The sequence below is a fragment of the Faecalibacterium prausnitzii genome, assembly GCF_003287495.1.
GTDB classification, from domain to species: domain Bacteria; phylum Bacillota; class Clostridia; order Oscillospirales; family Ruminococcaceae; genus Faecalibacterium; species Faecalibacterium prausnitzii_I.
Genome location: NZ_PRLE01000001.1, coordinates 323,351 through 339,991 on the forward strand (window position 1 = coordinate 323,351; position 16,641 = coordinate 339,991).

Genomic DNA, 16,641 nt, shown 5'->3' on the forward strand with positions numbered 1-16,641 from the left:
TCAGCCCTCGATTTCTGCCACGATCTGGTCAATGGCGGCCCGCAGTTCGTTTTCTCGTGCTACGATTTGCGCAATTTCAGCGTTCAGCTTTACAATGTCGATCTTCTCACGGGTATCCTTGGCTTCCACATAAGTGGAAACCGACAGATTATAGTCATTTTCCTGCACCTCGAAATACTCTGCCAGATGGGAGAAGTGTGCTTCTTCTGCCCGCTGTGCAAAGGTGTCCACTATTTTGTTAATGTTCTCCGGGGTGAGTTTGTTGTTGTTCGTCACCTTGACGCACTCGGAAGAAGCATCAATGAACAGCACCTTATTGTCCGTTTTGCCCTTTTTCAGCACCATGATGCAAGTTGCAATGCTGGTGCCGAAGAACAGGTTGCTCGGCAACTGGATGATGCAGTCAATGAAGTTGTTGTCCACCAGATACTTGCGGATCTTCTGCTCTGCACCGCCACGGTACATGATGCCGGGAAAACAGACGATTGCCGCCGTACCGTTGGAAGCCAGCCATGCCAGCGAGTGCATAATAAAGGCCAAGTCTGCCTTGCTCTTCGGAGCCAGCACACCAGCTGGAGCAAAACGCGGGTCATTGATGAGCAGCGGATTTTCGTCACCGGCCCACTTGATGGAGTACGGCGGATTCGATACGATCAGCTCAAAGGGTTCATCATCCCAGTGCTGCGGATTTGTCAGCGTGTCCTCACAGGCAATGTCGAATTTGTCAAATTCAATGTCGTGCAGGAACATATTGATGCGGCACAGGTTGTATGTTGTGATGTTGATTTCCTGCCCAAAGAAGCCGTTGCGCACGGCATCCCGTCCCAGCACCTTTTCTGCCTTCAGCAGCAGCGAACCGGAACCGCAGGCAGGATCATAGACCTTGTTGATTTCCTTCTTGCCTACCGTACCCAGCCGGGTCAGCAGTTCCGAAACATCGGCAGGCGTAAAAAACTCACCGCCGGACTTGCCCGCATTGCTGGCGTACATGGTCATCAGGTATTCATAGGCATCGCCAAAGGCATCAATGTCATGCTCTTTCACATCGCCAAGATTCATATCTGCCACGCCGTTCAGCAGTTTCACGAGCTTCTCATTGCGCTTGGCAACAGTCGCACCCAGCTTATTGCTGTTGACATCGTAATCATCGAACAACCCTGCAAACTGTCCCTCAGAGGAGCTGCCCTTTGCGGATTCCTCAATGTGCCGGAAGACTGTTTCCAGCGTTTCATTGAGGTTTTCATCGTTGGCTGCTTTTGCCCGCACATTGCAGAACAACTCACTGGGCAGGATGAAGAACCCTTTTTCCTGTACCAGCCCTTCCCGTGCCTGCTCTGCCTCTGCATCAGACATATCTTCATAGCGGAAGTCCGGGTTGCCTGCATCAATTTCGCCCTGATTGATATAGCTGGCAATGTTCTCCGAAATATAACGGTAGAACATCGTACCGAGAACGTAGCTCTTGAAATCCCACCCGTCCACTGCGCCGCGCAGATCATCCGCAATCGCCCAGATTGCACGGTGCAGCTCTTCGCGTTCCTGTTCTTTTTTGGTGTCTACCATTTTTATTTCCTCCATCAAATGCAGATTCCCGCATTGTTTTCTTTCATTTTAACATAGTAAATGTACCACTATTGGTACACCATGGTGTTTTTCCCAAAAAGGATATACTTTCCCTTTATACTATCCTAGTAAAGCGTACCACAGCTTTTCCGTGATTGCAAGCCGATAAAAATTTCTATTGCATTTTTCAGCGAGATAGTGTACACTTTTTTCAATCTTGTCCACTATCTGCATCTCAGACGGTGTTTCGTATCAGTAAGCATCTACGGTTTTGGAGGGAAACAAATGAAAGTGAAAAAGACCAAACTGCCCGAAAATCTGTATCATTACACCAGCCTCATCAAGTATCGGATGATTCTTGCAACTGGGAAATTGCTTCTGACACCTTCCAATCTGAAATATGACAACGCCACACTCCATGACGAACCACTCTTTTTTAATGGGCAGAAAATTGGTTATAAATCCGTTGACAAATATGAAAACTATCACCCTGTCGTCTGGCTGACTGCCAATGACCATGCTGGTGCCAAAAATACCGGCCTGTCCAACGACAAAATCATGTGCCGCATTACCATCAGGACCAATGGTAAAATCTGGCGGTATCTGCCTTGGCGCACTTTCTGCGACAAGTACAACGCTGACCGCAGCGTTGCCTCAACCCTCAAACAAACCGCTAATGACTACCTGAACTGGTATGTCTGTGAATCTGAGATTCCAGTTGCGGACTTTGCAAAGGTCGAGTTTCTGGCTGAAGATGGCACCTACAAAGACGAGAAAGACATTCCCGGATTTGCTCTGACGGATATTGCCCCGGAACTTTTTGAGTAAAATATCACTTATATGTACAGACCCCCGCCAACATCCGCTGGCGGGGGTCTGCTATCCTATCTTACAGTTCTACGCTGTTCTGTCTGTTCTTCTTCTGGCTTCTATCCGCGGTCTGCTCCCGCTCCCTTATAAGCCCAATGACCTGCTGCATCTTTTCGGCACCGAAATAGTTCCATACTCGCCCGAAATCACGTTTCATCGCATAGAGCTGCTCATTTTCTGCCTTCACCTCTTTCAGCCGCTGGCTTAGATGATGGGTAGCTTTCTTCTCGTCCTGATAGAAGTGCAGATACTTATCCCGCTCATCCTTGACCTCCCAGTACTTCCGATGGAGGGCAAAGAGTACCTTCACCAACTTCTGGATCAGCGGCATGGCCTTCTTCTCCCGATAGCTCTTGGCGGTCTCAAATGTGGCTGCTTCTGGCACCCATTCTTCTGGCCGCTGGGAGTATTGCGCTGACAGGTTTTCCAAACCTTCCATAATGGGAGCCAGCTTGTTCAGCTCCCGGCTCTGCTTCTGGTAGGTCTGCTCCGCTTTCTGCACCCGCTGCTCGGCAGCGTCTACGGCTGTCTGTACCGTTTCCAGCTGCTCCTGCATCTCAGTCAGGTCGGTCTGGCACTCCTGCTTGGCAGCTTCCAGAGCCGCCACTTCTTTACTGCGCTCCTGCTTTTTGAAGTCCAGCACAGACAGGTGCTCTTCGTGGGTGCTTTTCTGTTCCCACTCGATGCCGTGCCTCTCCATCACGGCAGCAATCTGCTCCTTCTCGGCGTTGATCCACTGGTTCAGCTCGGATTCCCGTTTGGAGCCACCTGCAAAGCCCAAGGCCTTCAGAGCCTGCTTCAGGGAAACCTTGGTCTCCAGTCCTTTGCCCTTCCAGCCAGACACATACGGCACAAAATCGATGTGCAGATGGGGCGTGGCTTCGTCCATGTGGAGGAACGCTCCGAACACCCGCAGTGTCTGGTTACGTTCTTGGAAGCCCTGCATATACTCGTCCAGCAGTTCCTTTGCCAGTGCGCCGTTCTCGGTCAAGACACCCATATCATCTTTGTTGCCGATCTGGACGATCAACTCATGGAAGAGCTTTTCCTGCTTGCCTGTCCGCAGGTGCTCATAGTAGTCGTTGATACAGCGGTCCTTGCGCTTCTGCTTGGCATTGTAACGTTCCACCGCCTCGTCAAACAGTTCGTGGTACACCTTCTGAATCGGTTCATCCCGGTACACAACATTCAGGCTGCTGCGCTCCGGGTCTACGTTTTCAGCGGTGAAACTTCTCCGGTTATGGTTGAGGGAGCCGGGACCCCGCATTGCGGAAATAGTTCTTTTCAATCGCACGTCCTTTCTCTGTGGAAGTAACTGGTGCCGGACACGGCATAGGCTTTGTTACTTTCGTCGAAAGTAACGCAAAAGCACTTTTGACAGACGTTCCGTCCATCAAAAGATGCCTTTGCGCCCTGCCGGGGGCTTCCGTCTGCGGACGGGGTTTCGCTGTACCTCGCCGCTGCCCGGTCCAACACCACCTTCCTGCGTGATTGCATTCACAGGAGCGTGACACGCTCCTGTACTTTGCCAATAGAGGGGCTCACCAGCGGAAGCTTTCTGGCACGCCTCGTCTGTCCAGATACTCCTGCCGAGCCTGCTCCCGCTGTTCCTCGGTGGGTGCTGTCTTGTACTGGGCATACAGCTCATGCCGCAGCATCGCATCCAATTTTTGCTCCAGACCCTGCTCAATGACCTCTTCGTACTCATTTTCGCCGCTCAAATGATAATGCAGCAAGGCGACGAAAAGTTCCTGTGAAATCTGCACATTTTTCATCATTATCACCATTCCGTGTCGGTTGTGTCGATTGTGTCGGTATTTTACATAGTAGCAAAAATACCGTCACAACCGTCACGAATCGTCACGCCCCAGAATTTTCCAGCGTTAATTTGACCACTCTACCCTCATGGGTGCGCTTGCTTTCGTACCGAATTCCATAATCGTTGTAGAGCCTGTCGGCACTCACGTTCAGCTTCCGGGTCAAGATGTTTGCCTGTATGCTCACACCAGACAGACGTTCCAGCAGCTCCGTGGGCGTACCGCTCCACTCTGGCTGTTCCGGGCTGAGCATCTTTGCCACCGCTTCCAGAAGCGGGTCGGGCGGCAGCTTCCAAAGTTCCGTTTCGGCTCCTTGAAACTCCCACACGCAGCGTTCCCGGTCAAACTCCAATATCAGCTCCTGATCCGGCTGGTCACGCCCCACGATGTCCAGTAGTGCGGTGTTGTCCGTGCGCCGCTTCTTCTGCATGATGAACGCGCCATCCGCTGCACCCAACAGACCGTTGGTGCCGGAGATCATATCAAAGCTGTCCTCGGCTTCCATCTTCCGGGTGTGATGAACCACCAGCAGGCAGATGCCGTACCTGTCGCTGAAAGTTTTCAGTTTGGTCACGATCTCGTAGTCGCTGGCGTAGCTGTATCGGTCACCGCCGATCTCCCGCACCTTCTGCAGGGTGTCGATGATGATGAGCCGTACATCCGGGTGCTCCCGGATGAATCCTTCCAACTGCTGGTCAAGTCCCTCGCTCACGGACTTAGCTTGCGTTGCGAAGTAGAGATTGCTGGTCTCCTCTACCCCGAACATCCGGGAGAGCCGCCGCTGCAGCCGGGCGTAATCGTCCTCCAATGCAAGGTAGAGGACGGTGCCCTGATGCACCTCGTACTCCCACAGCGGAAGCCCCATCGCCACATGGTAGGCGAGCTGCCCCATGAAGAAGGACTTGCCCACCTTGGGCGCACCTACGAAGAGGTAGGTGCCACTGTACAGCAAGTCGTTCACGATGGGTTTCCGAGGTTGATACACCGTGTCGTACAGTTCGGTCATTGATATCGTGTTCAGCCCGAAATTGTTTGACTTTTTCGCGGCTTGCAGATTGATTTGCTTGTCCGAATTTGTTATAATATTGGTGGTAATTTTATCAGACGACTGTACCGCATCTGCGCCAACAGATGCACCCGGTACGGTCGTTTTTCTATTGTCCGTCATTCGCATTCCTCCTTAAGTCCGTTCAACGTCAGGGCTACCATTTGCAGGGTCTCCAGCAAGTCCGGCGGAACCTCTTCATCCACGGCCAGCCGCTGCAATTCCTGATAGATCAGCCTCATCTGGTCTCGCAGGGCTTTGTAGACCCTTGGGTTGCCTACCACGGTGATTTCCCGGTCGGTCAAGCGGCGGATGATATACTCCTGTTTGGTCAGCCCGGAGAGCTTTACTTTGGCTTCCAGAACCTCGTCCTCTTCCGGGGACATTCGGAAGGCTACCACCTTGTTCCGCCAGCGGCCTTGCTGGTCGAGCACTCGTTCCATCTTCATCCTTCCTTTCGTTCCATGTCCAGCTTCTGCGCCATCTCCTGCTGCTTTGAGGGGAAGAGGTGGGCGTACTTATAGGTGATGTCCACACTCTCATGCCCTACCCGGTCAGCGATTGCCAAAGCCGAGAAGCCCATTTCAATCAGCAGCGACACATGGGAGTGCCGTAGGTCGTGGATTCGTATCCGCTTCACCCCGGCCTCCTTGGCTCCCCTGTCCATCTCGTGGTGCAGGTAGCTCTTGGTCACCTCAAAGATTCGCTGGTCTGGCTGGACTTTGTAGAGGGATTTCAGATAGTCTCTGATCTCGTCCGTCAGAAACTGCGGCATCTGGATGACCCGGACGCTCTTGGGTGTTTTCGGGTCGGTGATCACATCCCGGCCTTTCAGCCTTTGATAGGATTTGGTGATGGAGAGCAGCCCCTTGTCCAAGTCGAAGTCTGCCGGGGTCAGAGCCAGCAATTCGCCCTCCCGGATGCCACACCAGTAGAGGACCTCAAAAGCGTAATAGGATTGCGGCTTGTCCATCATGACTTCTGCGAATTTGAGGTACTCTTCTTTTGTCCAGAAAAGCATTTCCTTGTGCTTTTCCGACCCCATGCACCCGGCTGTGGCTGCTGCGTTTGATTTCAGCCCGTAGAACCGGACGGCGTGGTTCAGAATGGCACTGAGCTGTCCATGGAGCGTCTTGAGGTAGGTCGGCGAGTAGGCCTTGCCGTTTTTGTCCCGGTAGTTCAGCATCTCGTTCTGCCATGCGATCACATCCCGCGGCTTGATCTCGCTGAGCCGCTTTTCTTTGAAATACGGTAAGATTTTCGTTCGGATGATATGCTCCTTGGTAAACCATGTGTTTTCCCGGAGTCGCTTCTTTTTGTCCGTGATATAAATTTCCACAAAGGCTTCAAATGTCATGGTCAGGTCTGCCGCCTGCTGAAGAAGGAACTCCCGCTCCCACGCCAGAGCGTCCTTCTTGGTGGCAAACCCCCGTTTCAGCTTCTTCTGCTTCACACCTTGCCAGTTCTCGAAGTAGAAGGAAGCGTACCATGTGCCTTGCCTGCTGTCTTTGTAGGCTGGCATCTTATCACTCCTCTCCTGCCCCGTAGATCTTCTCCTGATAGTACCTCCTGCTTACACGGCCTCCCACGGTCGTGTAGCCCTTGGCTCTCAGTTCCTCGTTCCACTGGGCAATCATCTTGTACGCCAGACCCTGCGAGATGTCCAGCTCCTTTGCCAGCTCGTCTGCCTTGATAAAAATGCTATTTGCCATTTTTTGTCCTTTCCTTGTCGGTTTCGTTTCGGTGCCGCTTCATCCTCGCTGACTTCCGGCAGGCATATCCCCTTTGCGGTGCTGTGCCGTCCCCTTACGGAGCGCTCGCTTCCTTTCGGAAGGTCTTGGCGGTTTGGGTCAGTTTGGCGGTCATTCAATTTTACTAAGCATTTTTGCTTATCTTTTTGTGTTCTCATTATACTAAACACATTCCGTTAAGTCAAGAGGTTTTCGGGTAAAATCTTAAACTTTTTTGTTTATTTTCTATTGCACCTCCTGTTTTTCTGTGCTATACTGGGTTCAACAAATATGTTTAAGTCAGGAGGCAATCGCATGGCAGTCGGTGACCGCATCAAACGTGCCCGTAACCTCCGAGGTATGACCCAGAAAGAACTGGGCATTGCCATCGGGTTTGAGGAGAAGAGCGCAGACATCCGTATCGCACAATACGAAAGCAACACCCGCACTCCTAAAGAAGAGTTGCTCCGCAAGATTGCGGAGGTGCTGGACGTGAACTACCGTTCCCTCTATGAGCCGACCCTGTACGCCGCAGAGGATGTGATGTACACTCTGTTCGAGCTGGACGAGCACTACCCCGGCACCCGGCTCTACGAGGTCACAGACACCACCGACCCAGATTTCCCGGAAAAGCACATGGCAGTCAGCTTCCGCTATCGCCTGCTGGATGAGTTCTTAAAGGAGTGGCAGCTCCGCAAGAAGCAGCTCCGGGAGGGCGAGATCACCAAGGAAGAGTATCTGGAATGGAAGCTCAACTGGCCTCAGACTGCCGACGGCTGCGGCCGGTACGAGCCGAAGAAAAAGTGGCGTAAAGAATAAAAGACACAAAAATGCCCTCTGAAAAACTTACCGTTTCTCAGAGGGCATTCTCATGTCTCTCTTTATGAATAATCGCCTGATAGTATCAAAGCAGTATCACAGAGTCTTTTGGCTCTCAAAATATTGCATTGCATCAATACTTTTCAGGGTTTGCGGATTACTCGAGCTCGATCGTTGCCGGCGGTTTACCGGTGCAATCGTAGAAGACGCGATTGACATGCTTGACTTCATTGACGATGCGGCTGGTGACAGTACCCAAGACGTCCCAGGGCATGTTATAGCTCTCAGCAGTCATGAAATCGGTGGTAGTGACGGCGCGCAGGGCCACGGCGTAATCATAGGTGCGTTCATCCCCCATGACGCCCACGCTGCGCATGTTGGTCAGAGCTGCGTAATACTGATTGATTTCCTTGTCGAGGCCAGCCTTGGCGATTTCCTCGCGCCAGATGGCGTCGGCATCCTGCACGATGGCAACCTTTTCGGGGGTCACTTCGCCGATGATGCGGATGCCCAGGCCGGGGCCGGGGAACGGCTGACGGCTCACCAGATACTCGGGCAGGCCCAGCTCACGGCCAACCTGACGGACTTCGTCCTTGAACAGGTTGCGCAGGGGCTCTACCAGCTCCTTGAAGTCCACGGTGTCGGGCAGGCCGCCAACGTTGTGGTGGCTCTTGATGACGGCAGATTCGCCGCCCAGGCCGCTCTCGACCACATCCGGGTAGATGGTGCCCTGTGCCAGGAAATCCACCTTACCGATCTTCTTGGCCTCTTCCTCGAACACACGGATGAACTCCTCGCCGATGATCTTCCGCTTGCGCTCCGGCTCGGTGACGCCTGCCAGCTTGCTGAAGTAGCGCTCGCGGGCATCCACGCAGATGAAGTTGATATCAAAGCCGTTGGCATTGCCCGGGCCAAAGACGGCACAGACTTCCTCTTTCTCGTTCTTGCGCAGCAGGCCGTGGTCCACAAAGACGCAGGTCAGCTGCTTGCCGATGGCCTTGGCCAGCATGGCAGCCAACACGGAGGAATCGACACCGCCGGACAGGGCGCAGAGCACTTTTCCGCTGCCGATCTTCTCCCGCAGAGCTTGCACATTGTGCTCCACAAAAGAGTCCATCTTCCAGTCGCCGACGCAGCCGCAGACATTGTACACAAAGTTGCGGAGCATCTTCTTGCCCTCAGCGGTGTGGAGCACCTCCGGGTGGAACTGGACAGCATACAGGCCCTTGGCCTCGTTTTCCGCAGCTGCCACCGGGCAGTTGACGGTGTGCGCCGTGACCTTGAAGTCCGGAGCTGCCTGCTCAATGTAGTCGTTGTGGCTCATCCAGCAGATGGTGGAAGGCTGCACGTCCGCAAACATCTTGCTGCTGTTGTCTACAAAAACTTCCGTCTTGCCGTACTCACGCTCCGGAGCGCGGCAGACATGGCCGCCCAGCAGATGCATCATGAGCTGGCTGCCGTAGCAGATTCCCAGCACCGGCACGCCCCAGGAGAAGATCTCGGGGTCGATGGTGGGCGAATCCTCCAGATACACGCTGTTGGGTCCGCCCGTAAGGATGATGCCCTTGGGATTCTTGGCCTTGATGGTGGCAAGGTCGGTCTTATAGGAATAGATTTCACAGTAGACATTGTTCTCGCGGACACGGCGCGCGATCAGCTGATTGTACTGGCCGCCAAAGTCCAGCACGATCACGGTTTCATGCTGCATGAATGTTCTCCTCCCTGCTGTTTCACAAATGGTTGATAGATATTGTTAGTATAGCACATCTGCCAAAGAAAAGCGACATCTTTTGTGAAAGTTTTCCGAGAAATCCGCAGTTTCGCTCCAGACACCCGCTTTTGGGGCGTTTGCGGGCACATCATGCCGTTCTTTCATACCATTTCTCCGGAAGTTGCATGGTGAAAACCTTGATTTGCGGCAAAGAATTTTTTATACTTTGAATCAGAATCTCAACACACGGGGCCGCGTCCAAAAGTGAGGAGAAGTATCACGGAGGGCATCTTTGGTGCTGAGGGCCTGATGCTCACCTCCATCTTCCTCATCCCCCAGCGGATGGCCATGTGGTCAGTGGGCGTGAGCTACTTTATGCAAGGTGCCGGGGCTGCCCCCACCACTCCGGAAGAAAAGCGTGCTCACCGGAAAGCCGTTATCCTCAAGACCATCCGGCATCCCTGCATCGTGGCCGTTTCCACGGCGCTCTCCCTCATCACCACCCCGCTGTGGTGCCTGGTGGCATAAAACAATCTTTTAAAAGGCTCTTTCTGCCGCGGCAGAGAGAGCCTTTTCGTTTACCCTTGTTGAATCTTCTTTACCAGTTCGAGATACGGCCCAGCGTATTTTTCATACAGCGGCTGAACCAGCTCGCGGAAGCATTCCTTTTCCTCGTCCGAGAGCTGAATTTCCCGGCAGCCCGCGGCCAGTACCGTCTTGCGGGCGGCGGCCTCCTGCTGGGTCCAGAGTTCCCGCTCATACCGGGCGGACTCCCGGGCACACTCCCGGAGGACACTGCGGTATTCATCCGGCAGCTTTGCCCAGGTCTTGCCGCTGGCCAGCTGAATTTCCGGCACACGGCTGTGCTCGTCCACCAGATAATACCGGGCCACCTTGTAGTGTTCCATGGCCAAGTAGGCAGGCCAGTTGTTCTCGGCCGCATCAATTTTATCCGTTTCAAAGGCGGCATAGACGTCACTGTAGGCCAGTGTCACGGGGTCACCGCCCAGCAGCTTGACCATATCAATGACCACATTGGCGTCCTGCACCCGGATGGTCATGCCCTGCAGGTCTTCCAGGCTGCGGAGGGACTTGTCGGAGTAGAACGAGCGAGCACCCGCGTCGTACCAGCTCAGGCCCACCATATCCCGCTCTGCAAACACCCGCAGAAACTCTTCCCCAATGGGCCCGTCCAGCACCCGCCACATGTGGGCGGCATCCTCATAAAGGCAGGGCAGCTGGAGCACGTTCAGCTTGGGCAGGTCAGCTGCCAGCACCGAGAGGGAGAGCCGGGCAAAATCAATGCCGCCAATGGACAGCTGCTGCCAGACTTCCTGCTCCGTGCCGTATTCCCCGCCGGACTTGACCTGAATGACCACCTTGCCCCCGGTGCGCTCTTTGACCAACGCCGCAAACCGCTCCGCGCCCTGGGTGGTGGGGTAATCAGCGGGCTGGTTGTCCGCATAGGTCAGCACAAAATCCGGCGTGACAGTCTGTTCTTTGCTCCCGCAGCCCGCCAGCAGGCAGACCAGCAGGCAGACCGCCGCCAGCAGCCAGAATTTCCTGCGCATGGTTATCACCTCAAGGATAGTATAGCGCATCCGGGCCGGGCTGTGCAAGCCTGATTCTGCGGCTTGAAGATCTCCCGTCCCCGGTACACCTCCCGGAAATCCCGCGCGGTGAACCGCATCCCCTCAAGCGTACAATGAAATAAAATAAGATTTTGCTGCCAAGAGCACTGCTCTTGGCAGATTTTTTACGCAGCAAATGCCATCTGGCACTTTTCCATTGGCGTAACAACACCAAGATTGCGCTGTACCCGCTGGGTGTTGTATGCATTCATGAGTGTGGTGCTAAAGATTTATGGCAGTAGCACATTGCTTTTATACAAATAAAAGTGTACAATAATAACAACTTTGCAAGCAATCCCCTTCAAGGAATCAACTGGAACATGGGTGGAGACTGTACCTGTTAAGCGGAATTGTTTGAATGAATTCAATTCAACATAAAAGACAATTGCTCATTTGTGAGTAGGAGGAATATATGATGTTTGATTGTGGTTTACAGAATATTTTCCGGCTGAAAAACGGACAGTCCCGTTCCATCAACTGGGAAAACCGGAACGGAGAAAAAGGAAAAGGCGGCATGGCATACAGCGATCTTGGTCCGTCCAGAAAAGGTTCCCCGTGTATCCCGAAAATAGAAGCAGGAGAGACCGTAACACTTGGTGAGATCCAGGGAGAAGGCATGATTCAGCACATCTGGATCACCGTTACAGACCGTACCAGTGAACGTAACCGTTATGTTCTGCGGGATCTTGTTCTGCGCATGTACTGGGACGATGAGGAATTCCCATCCGTTGAATGCCCGCTTGGCGATTTCTTCTGCTGCGGCTTCGGTGTTTCCTACCAGGTAAACTCAGTCCCGATTGCTGTCAATCCGACCCGTGGTTTCAACAGCTATTTCCCGATGCCGTTCCGTAAAAACGCCCGTATTACCATTGAAAATCAGTGTGATGAGCCGATTCCGGCCTTCTTTTATCAGATCGACTATTGCCTGACAACGGTTCCGGAGGATGCTGCCTATTTCCATGCCCAGTGGCGTCGTCAGCGCATAACGGAAAAGGCAAAAGACTACGTTGTCCTCGACAACATCAAAGGGAAAGGCCAGTACGTTGGAACTTATCTTGCGCTTACCAGCCTCGAACGCTACTGGTACGGAGAAGGTGAGATGAAATTCTACATCGATGGAGACAAGGATTATCCAACTATTTGCGGAACCGGAACAGAAGATTACTTCGGCGGTGCATGGAGCTTTGCAACACAGCAAAATGGCCAAACCGTTGAAAATCAGTACTGTACTCCGTATCTTGGCTATCCTTACTACTCTAGCCACGATACCTTCCTTCATAATGATTACCACAATGATGATCAGATGCCACAACGCAGCTTCTACCGCTGGCACCTTCTTGATCCTATCCTTTTTGAGAAGGACCTTAAGGTAACTCTGCAGCAGATTGGTGCCAGTCACGGAGGTCTTTTTGAACGTCAGGATGATGTCGCTACCACAGCTTACTGGTACCAGACGCATCCTCATGTACCATTTGCGCCACTCATGCCCAGAAAAGAGCGCTGGCCAAGATGATTTTTGACGCTTTTCCTATTTTATATGTTTCATGACTTTGCATATCGGCTACAAGAGTCCGTTCCGAACAAATCTGCTTCCAACGAATTTGTCCGGAAACGGGCTCTTTCTTTTTTATATGGTATTCAAAAAGCAATCTAGATTACAGAGATCCGTCTTTTCACAAGCCTTTCACATTTTCCGTTCATTCTTTAAGGTTCCTTTACAATACAATATTTTAACGAAGATCAAGTTATAGATTGACAAGAGGACGCACACACGATAAACTTTATATAGTATCATGTGGATTAAAAGGAGCCTCAACCGTGAGTGTCAAGTATACTACCCCTGCCCAGCACAAGAGCAACCTCCGCAATGTGTATGGAACCTTTGCCATTGAGGGCATGACCATCAGCAAAGATACACGCAGCAACCTTGATCGCATTGGCAGCGGTCAGGCCAGCTATCAGCAGGTCGTGAAAGAACTGCGTGCAAAGTACGCGAAGAAAGGCTGATTATGTTCTCAAAGTATGATGTCTACACCACAGTACAGTCCATGTACTGCTATTTTCCCTTGCGCTTTTGCTGGAAAACAGGTATAATATTCTCTGGATAAAAGGGAGTAAGGGGCGTACTTTAGTTGAAAAACGGGTGCGCTGTGCTGCAGCGACACCCCCGGTAGAAATGCCCGATGCAGTACCGGATGCTTGAGACTTTTATCACATTTTCCCGTTTTGGGCTGGATGTGATAAAGGTCTTTTTTTGTGCCTCTGCCGCTATTATTAAAAAGGAGAGATATTATGCTGATCCCTGTTCTGTTATTTATCGTGGGTCTGCTGTGCCTGATCAAGGGCGGCGACTGGTTTGTGGACGGTGCCACCGGCATCGCCCGCCGCTTCCATGTGCCGGAGCTGCTCATCGGTGCCACGGTGGTGTCCATCGGTACCACCCTGCCGGAGGTCATGGTGTCCACCACCTCTGCCCTCACCGGTCATGGCGAGATCGCCTACGGCAACGCCATCGGCTCGGTCATCTGCAACGCTGCACTGATCGCCGCCATCACCATTGCGGTGCGCCCGGGCAAGGTTGACCCCAAGAGCCTACGCACCCCGGTGGCCTTCTTCTTTGTGGCTGCCGCTTTCTATGCCGGTGTGGCCTACACCACCGGCTCCTTCACCCGCCCGGTGGGCCTGATCCTGCTGGCCATGTTCGTGGCTTACATCGTGTGCAACGTGCTGGCTATGAAAAATGCCCCCGCCCCGGAAGAGGAAGAGCAGGCTGAGGAAGGCTCCTTTGCCAAGGAGTTGGGGCTGCTGGCCATCGGCGCAGTGCTCATTGCTGTGGGCGCTGACCTGCTGGTGGACAACGGCACCCTCATCGCACAGGCGCTGGGCGTGCCGGAGTCGGTCATTGCGCTGACCTTTGTGGCACTGGGCACCTCGCTGCCGGAGCTGGTCACCGCCATCACCTCGCTGGCCAAGGGGCACGGCGCGCTGTCGCTGGGCAACGTCATCGGTGCAAACGTGTTCAATCTAGTGCTGGTCAGCGGCGTGTCTGTCACGCTGGCACCCTTCAGCATCCCGCAGAACTCCACCATCGCAGGCATGAACGCCTCGCTGGTGATGGATATCCCGGTCATGTTTGCCGTGATGCTGCTGCTCACCCTGCCCGCTCTGATCAAGGGCAAGCTGAGCCGCCCGCAGGGCATTGCACTGTTGTGCATCTATGCCGCCTTCTGCGCCGTGCAGTTCAGCATCTGATCTGTTGTAAACGTAAAATATTTAAGGCTGCTGCACAGGGTTTTGTGCAGCAGCCTTTTTATGTGGGATGATTTTGAATGCGCTCCGCGATATCTTCCCCCGGTGGGTGAAAGCTTAAGCGGTGGCGGTACAGTTCCCGGCTGACCCGTAAAGTTTCCGGGCGTGTCCGCTCTCCCCTTGGGAGAGCGGACACGGGAGCGCCTGAGAGGGTAAAAAAAGTGGGTCAGAAGCGCCAATAGGCGTTTCTGACCCACAAATAGAACGATATTTTTGTTTTACAGCTGGCAGGCGGTATCGTAGCCGGTGCGGATGGCGTTGGAGATATCCGCAGCCTTGCCGGCGGCATCGCCAATGGAATACACCGGGATGCCGGCAGCTTCCAGCGCAGCAGCGTCAAATTCGTTGGAGCGTGCGCCCATAGCCAGCACGATGTAATCGCAGGGGATGGTCACCTCTGCGCCGTCCTTGTTCTCGCAGACGACGGCGTCCATGCGGAACTCCTTGACCTTGTGGCTGGGGTACTGCTCCACGCCGTAGGTCTTATAGTTTTCCAGCAGGGTGGGCAGAATGGTGGTGCTCTCGCCTGCGGCGATCTTGTCCATCATCTCGATAACGGACACTTTGCAGCCGCGGGCAGCCAGATACTCTGCGGTCTCGCAGCCCACCATGCCGCCGCCGATGACGGCAACCGTGCCGTACACCTGCTGCTCACCGGCCAGCACCCTCCAAGCGTCGGCAACGTTCACGCTGTCGATGCCGGGGATGCGGGGTGCGGCGCTGTGTGCGCCCACAGCGTTGATGACGGCCTCGAAACCGGCATCCTTCAGCTGCTCTGCGGTGCGGGTCTGACCCATGCACAGGTGCACACCGGCGTTGCAGACCGCGTGGATCAGGTCCTGTGCGGCGCGGCGCATCTCCTCCTTGCGGGGAGGTACGCAGGCAATGTTCAGCTGGCCGCCCAGAGTGGTGGTCTTTTCAAACAGGGTCACGTCATGGCCGCGCAGCGCTGCCACACGGGCGGCTTCCAGACCGGCAGGGCCGCCGCCGAGGACGGCGATCTTCTTTTTCTGCGCTGCGGGCTGGATGCTGCGGGTGTTCTCGTAGCCGTTCTCCGCGTTCAGCACGCAGGAGAGGAACTGACGGTTCTGGATGGCATCGGTGCAGCCCTTGTTGCAGCTGATGCAGCGGCGGATATCGCAGGCCTTCCCGGCAGCGATCTTGGTGCCCCAGTCGGGGTCTGCCAGCAGCGGGCGACCCATGGCAACCATGTCGGCCATGCCGCTCTCGATGACACGCGCAGCCATTTCGGCATCCACGATACGACCCACGGCGCTGACCGGCACATTGACGGCCTTTTTGATGTCCCCGGCGATTTTGACGAAGAAGCCGTAGGGCTGTACGCCCATGGGAGGAATGGTGTCGGCCATGTTGCCGGTGTGGTTGGCCTGCGCAACGTGGAGCATATCCACGCCGTCCTCTACCAGCCACTGGGCAAACTGCACGGCGTCGGCTTCGTCAATGCCGCCCTTGCCGCGCTGCGGGGTGACGATGGACAGCTTGTAGTCGATGACCATATCCGGCACAGCCTTGCGGATGGCGCGGGTCAGCATGCGGGCAAAGCGGACGCGGTTCTCCAGACTGCCGCCGAACTTATCGGTGCGGTGGTTCATGCGGGTGGAGCACAGGCAACCGTTCAGGCGGTCGCCGTGGATCTGGATCACGTCCACACCGGCCTTCTGTGCACGCACTGCGCAGGCGCACATCTTATCGATGATGGCCATCAGCATCTCCTCGCTGACCTCATCGGTGAAGAACATCATGTCGTGATGCAGGCGCTGACGCATTTCGTCAAACTTCTTCTGCATGAACAGGCTGTTGATGGCGTCCACGTCGTACTCCGGGTGGAAGAGCTGGACGCCCAGCTTGGTGCCGTAGGCGTGTACGCTGTCGGCCAGTGCCTTGAAGGCAGGGATCTGGCTGTCGTCAAACAGCTTGGGGGTGGGAGAAAAGCTGTTGATGGGTGCCACATCGCCCATAACGATGTAGCCCACGCCGCCCTTTGCCAGACGGGTGTAGAAGCCCATGTCCTGCTCACTGATCATGCCGTTTTTCTCGTAGCCGGTGGTCAGCGGGGGGAACATGATGCGGTTTTTAAAGGTCTGTCCGCCCACCTCGATGGGCTGCAGAATCACGTTTTGCATAC

Annotated in this window: 16 protein-coding genes; 6 read left to right on the forward strand and 10 right to left on the reverse strand. The window is 54.2% G+C overall.

Translation table 11 applies throughout. From position 1 onward, the window contains the following. Nucleotides 1–1,563 (reverse strand): type I restriction-modification system subunit M, encoded by a 1,563-nt coding sequence (locus tag C4N22_RS01570; RefSeq protein ID WP_112147760.1) that lies wholly within the window; start codon nt 1,561–1,563, stop codon nt 1–3. Nucleotides 1,564–1,848: 285 nt separating this feature from the next. Here C4N22_RS01570 and C4N22_RS01575 point away from each other — a divergent pair, with 285 nt between their 5' ends. Continuing rightward, nucleotides 1,849–2,391 carry a hypothetical protein gene (locus C4N22_RS01575; protein WP_015538526.1) on the forward strand — a complete coding sequence of 181 codons (543 nt, stop codon included), beginning with the start codon at nt 1,849–1,851 and terminating at the stop codon, nt 2,389–2,391. Between the two features lie 61 nt (nt 2,392–2,452). Here C4N22_RS01575 and C4N22_RS01580 read toward each other — a convergent pair whose 3' ends face one another. The 6 genes from C4N22_RS01580 to C4N22_RS01605 form a co-directional block, all read right to left on the reverse strand. Next, nucleotides 2,453–3,721, reverse strand: coding sequence for a plasmid recombination protein (locus C4N22_RS01580; RefSeq protein WP_347476076.1), 1,269 nt, complete (start codon nt 3,719–3,721; stop codon nt 2,453–2,455). Between the two features lie 253 nt (nt 3,722–3,974). Then, nucleotides 3,975–4,208 (reverse strand): complexin-2, encoded by a 234-nt coding sequence (locus C4N22_RS01585; protein ID WP_097778380.1) that lies wholly within the window; start codon nt 4,206–4,208, stop codon nt 3,975–3,977. Nucleotides 4,209–4,293: 85 nt separating this feature from the next. Beyond that, nucleotides 4,294–5,418, reverse strand: a complete 1,125-nt coding sequence (locus C4N22_RS01590; RefSeq protein WP_112147762.1) for an AAA family ATPase — start codon at nt 5,416–5,418, stop codon at nt 4,294–4,296. Further along, nucleotides 5,415–5,744: a plasmid mobilization protein gene (locus C4N22_RS01595; protein ID WP_112147763.1), complete on the reverse strand. Its 330-nt coding sequence runs from the start codon at nt 5,742–5,744 to the stop codon at nt 5,415–5,417. Before C4N22_RS01595 ends, C4N22_RS01590 begins: the two co-directional genes overlap by 4 nt. Continuing rightward, a complete protein-coding gene (locus tag C4N22_RS01600) occupies nt 5,741–6,817 on the reverse strand; it encodes a site-specific integrase (protein ID WP_112147764.1) in 1,077 nt (358 codons plus the stop codon). Before C4N22_RS01600 ends, C4N22_RS01595 begins: the two co-directional genes overlap by 4 nt. Nucleotides 6,818–6,821: 4 nt before the next feature. Then, nucleotides 6,822–7,007 carry a hypothetical protein gene (locus C4N22_RS01605; protein WP_015538532.1) on the reverse strand — a complete coding sequence of 62 codons (186 nt, stop codon included), beginning with the start codon at nt 7,005–7,007 and terminating at the stop codon, nt 6,822–6,824. 333 nt (nt 7,008–7,340) lie between these two features. On the opposite strand from C4N22_RS01605, the gene C4N22_RS01610 reads away from it, so the two are divergent. Beyond that, complete coding sequence (locus tag C4N22_RS01610) at nt 7,341–7,844, forward strand: helix-turn-helix domain-containing protein (RefSeq protein ID WP_097838603.1); 504 nt, start codon at nt 7,341–7,343, stop codon at nt 7,842–7,844. Nucleotides 7,845–8,001: 157 nt separating this feature from the next. On the opposite strand, the gene guaA is transcribed toward C4N22_RS01610, so the two are convergent. Further along, a complete protein-coding gene (gene guaA, locus C4N22_RS01615) occupies nt 8,002–9,552 on the reverse strand; it encodes a glutamine-hydrolyzing GMP synthase (RefSeq protein ID WP_112147765.1) in 1,551 nt (516 codons plus the stop codon). 267 nt (nt 9,553–9,819) lie between these two features. On the opposite strand from guaA, the gene C4N22_RS01620 reads away from it, so the two are divergent. Then, entirely contained in the window at nt 9,820–10,083 is a 264-nt protein-coding gene (locus C4N22_RS01620; protein ID WP_146746500.1) for a hypothetical protein, read from the forward strand. 50 nt (nt 10,084–10,133) lie between these two features. Here C4N22_RS01620 and C4N22_RS01625 read toward each other — a convergent pair whose 3' ends face one another. After that, nucleotides 10,134–11,126: a TRAP transporter substrate-binding protein gene (locus tag C4N22_RS01625; protein WP_112147767.1), complete on the reverse strand. Its 993-nt coding sequence runs from the start codon at nt 11,124–11,126 to the stop codon at nt 10,134–10,136. Nucleotides 11,127–11,598: 472 nt separating this feature from the next. On the opposite strand from C4N22_RS01625, the gene C4N22_RS01630 reads away from it, so the two are divergent. The 3 genes from C4N22_RS01630 to C4N22_RS01640 all read left to right on the forward strand — a co-directional run bounded on the left by C4N22_RS01630 (nt 11,599) and on the right by C4N22_RS01640 (nt 14,438). Further along, nucleotides 11,599–12,699 (forward strand): glycoside hydrolase family 172 protein, encoded by a 1,101-nt coding sequence (locus tag C4N22_RS01630; protein WP_347476077.1) that lies wholly within the window; start codon nt 11,599–11,601, stop codon nt 12,697–12,699. Between the two features lie 305 nt (nt 12,700–13,004). Beyond that, entirely contained in the window at nt 13,005–13,193 is a 189-nt protein-coding gene (locus C4N22_RS01635; RefSeq protein WP_112147769.1) for an antitoxin VbhA family protein, read from the forward strand. Between the two features lie 285 nt (nt 13,194–13,478). Continuing rightward, complete coding sequence (locus tag C4N22_RS01640; protein WP_112147770.1) at nt 13,479–14,438, forward strand: calcium/sodium antiporter; 960 nt, start codon at nt 13,479–13,481, stop codon at nt 14,436–14,438. Nucleotides 14,439–14,713: 275 nt separating this feature from the next. On the opposite strand, the gene bilR is transcribed toward C4N22_RS01640, so the two are convergent. Next, nucleotides 14,714–16,639 carry a bilirubin reductase, long form gene (gene bilR, locus C4N22_RS01645; RefSeq protein ID WP_112147771.1) on the reverse strand — a complete coding sequence of 642 codons (1,926 nt, stop codon included), beginning with the start codon at nt 16,637–16,639 and terminating at the stop codon, nt 14,714–14,716. Between the last annotated feature and the right edge of the window lie 2 nt (nt 16,640–16,641).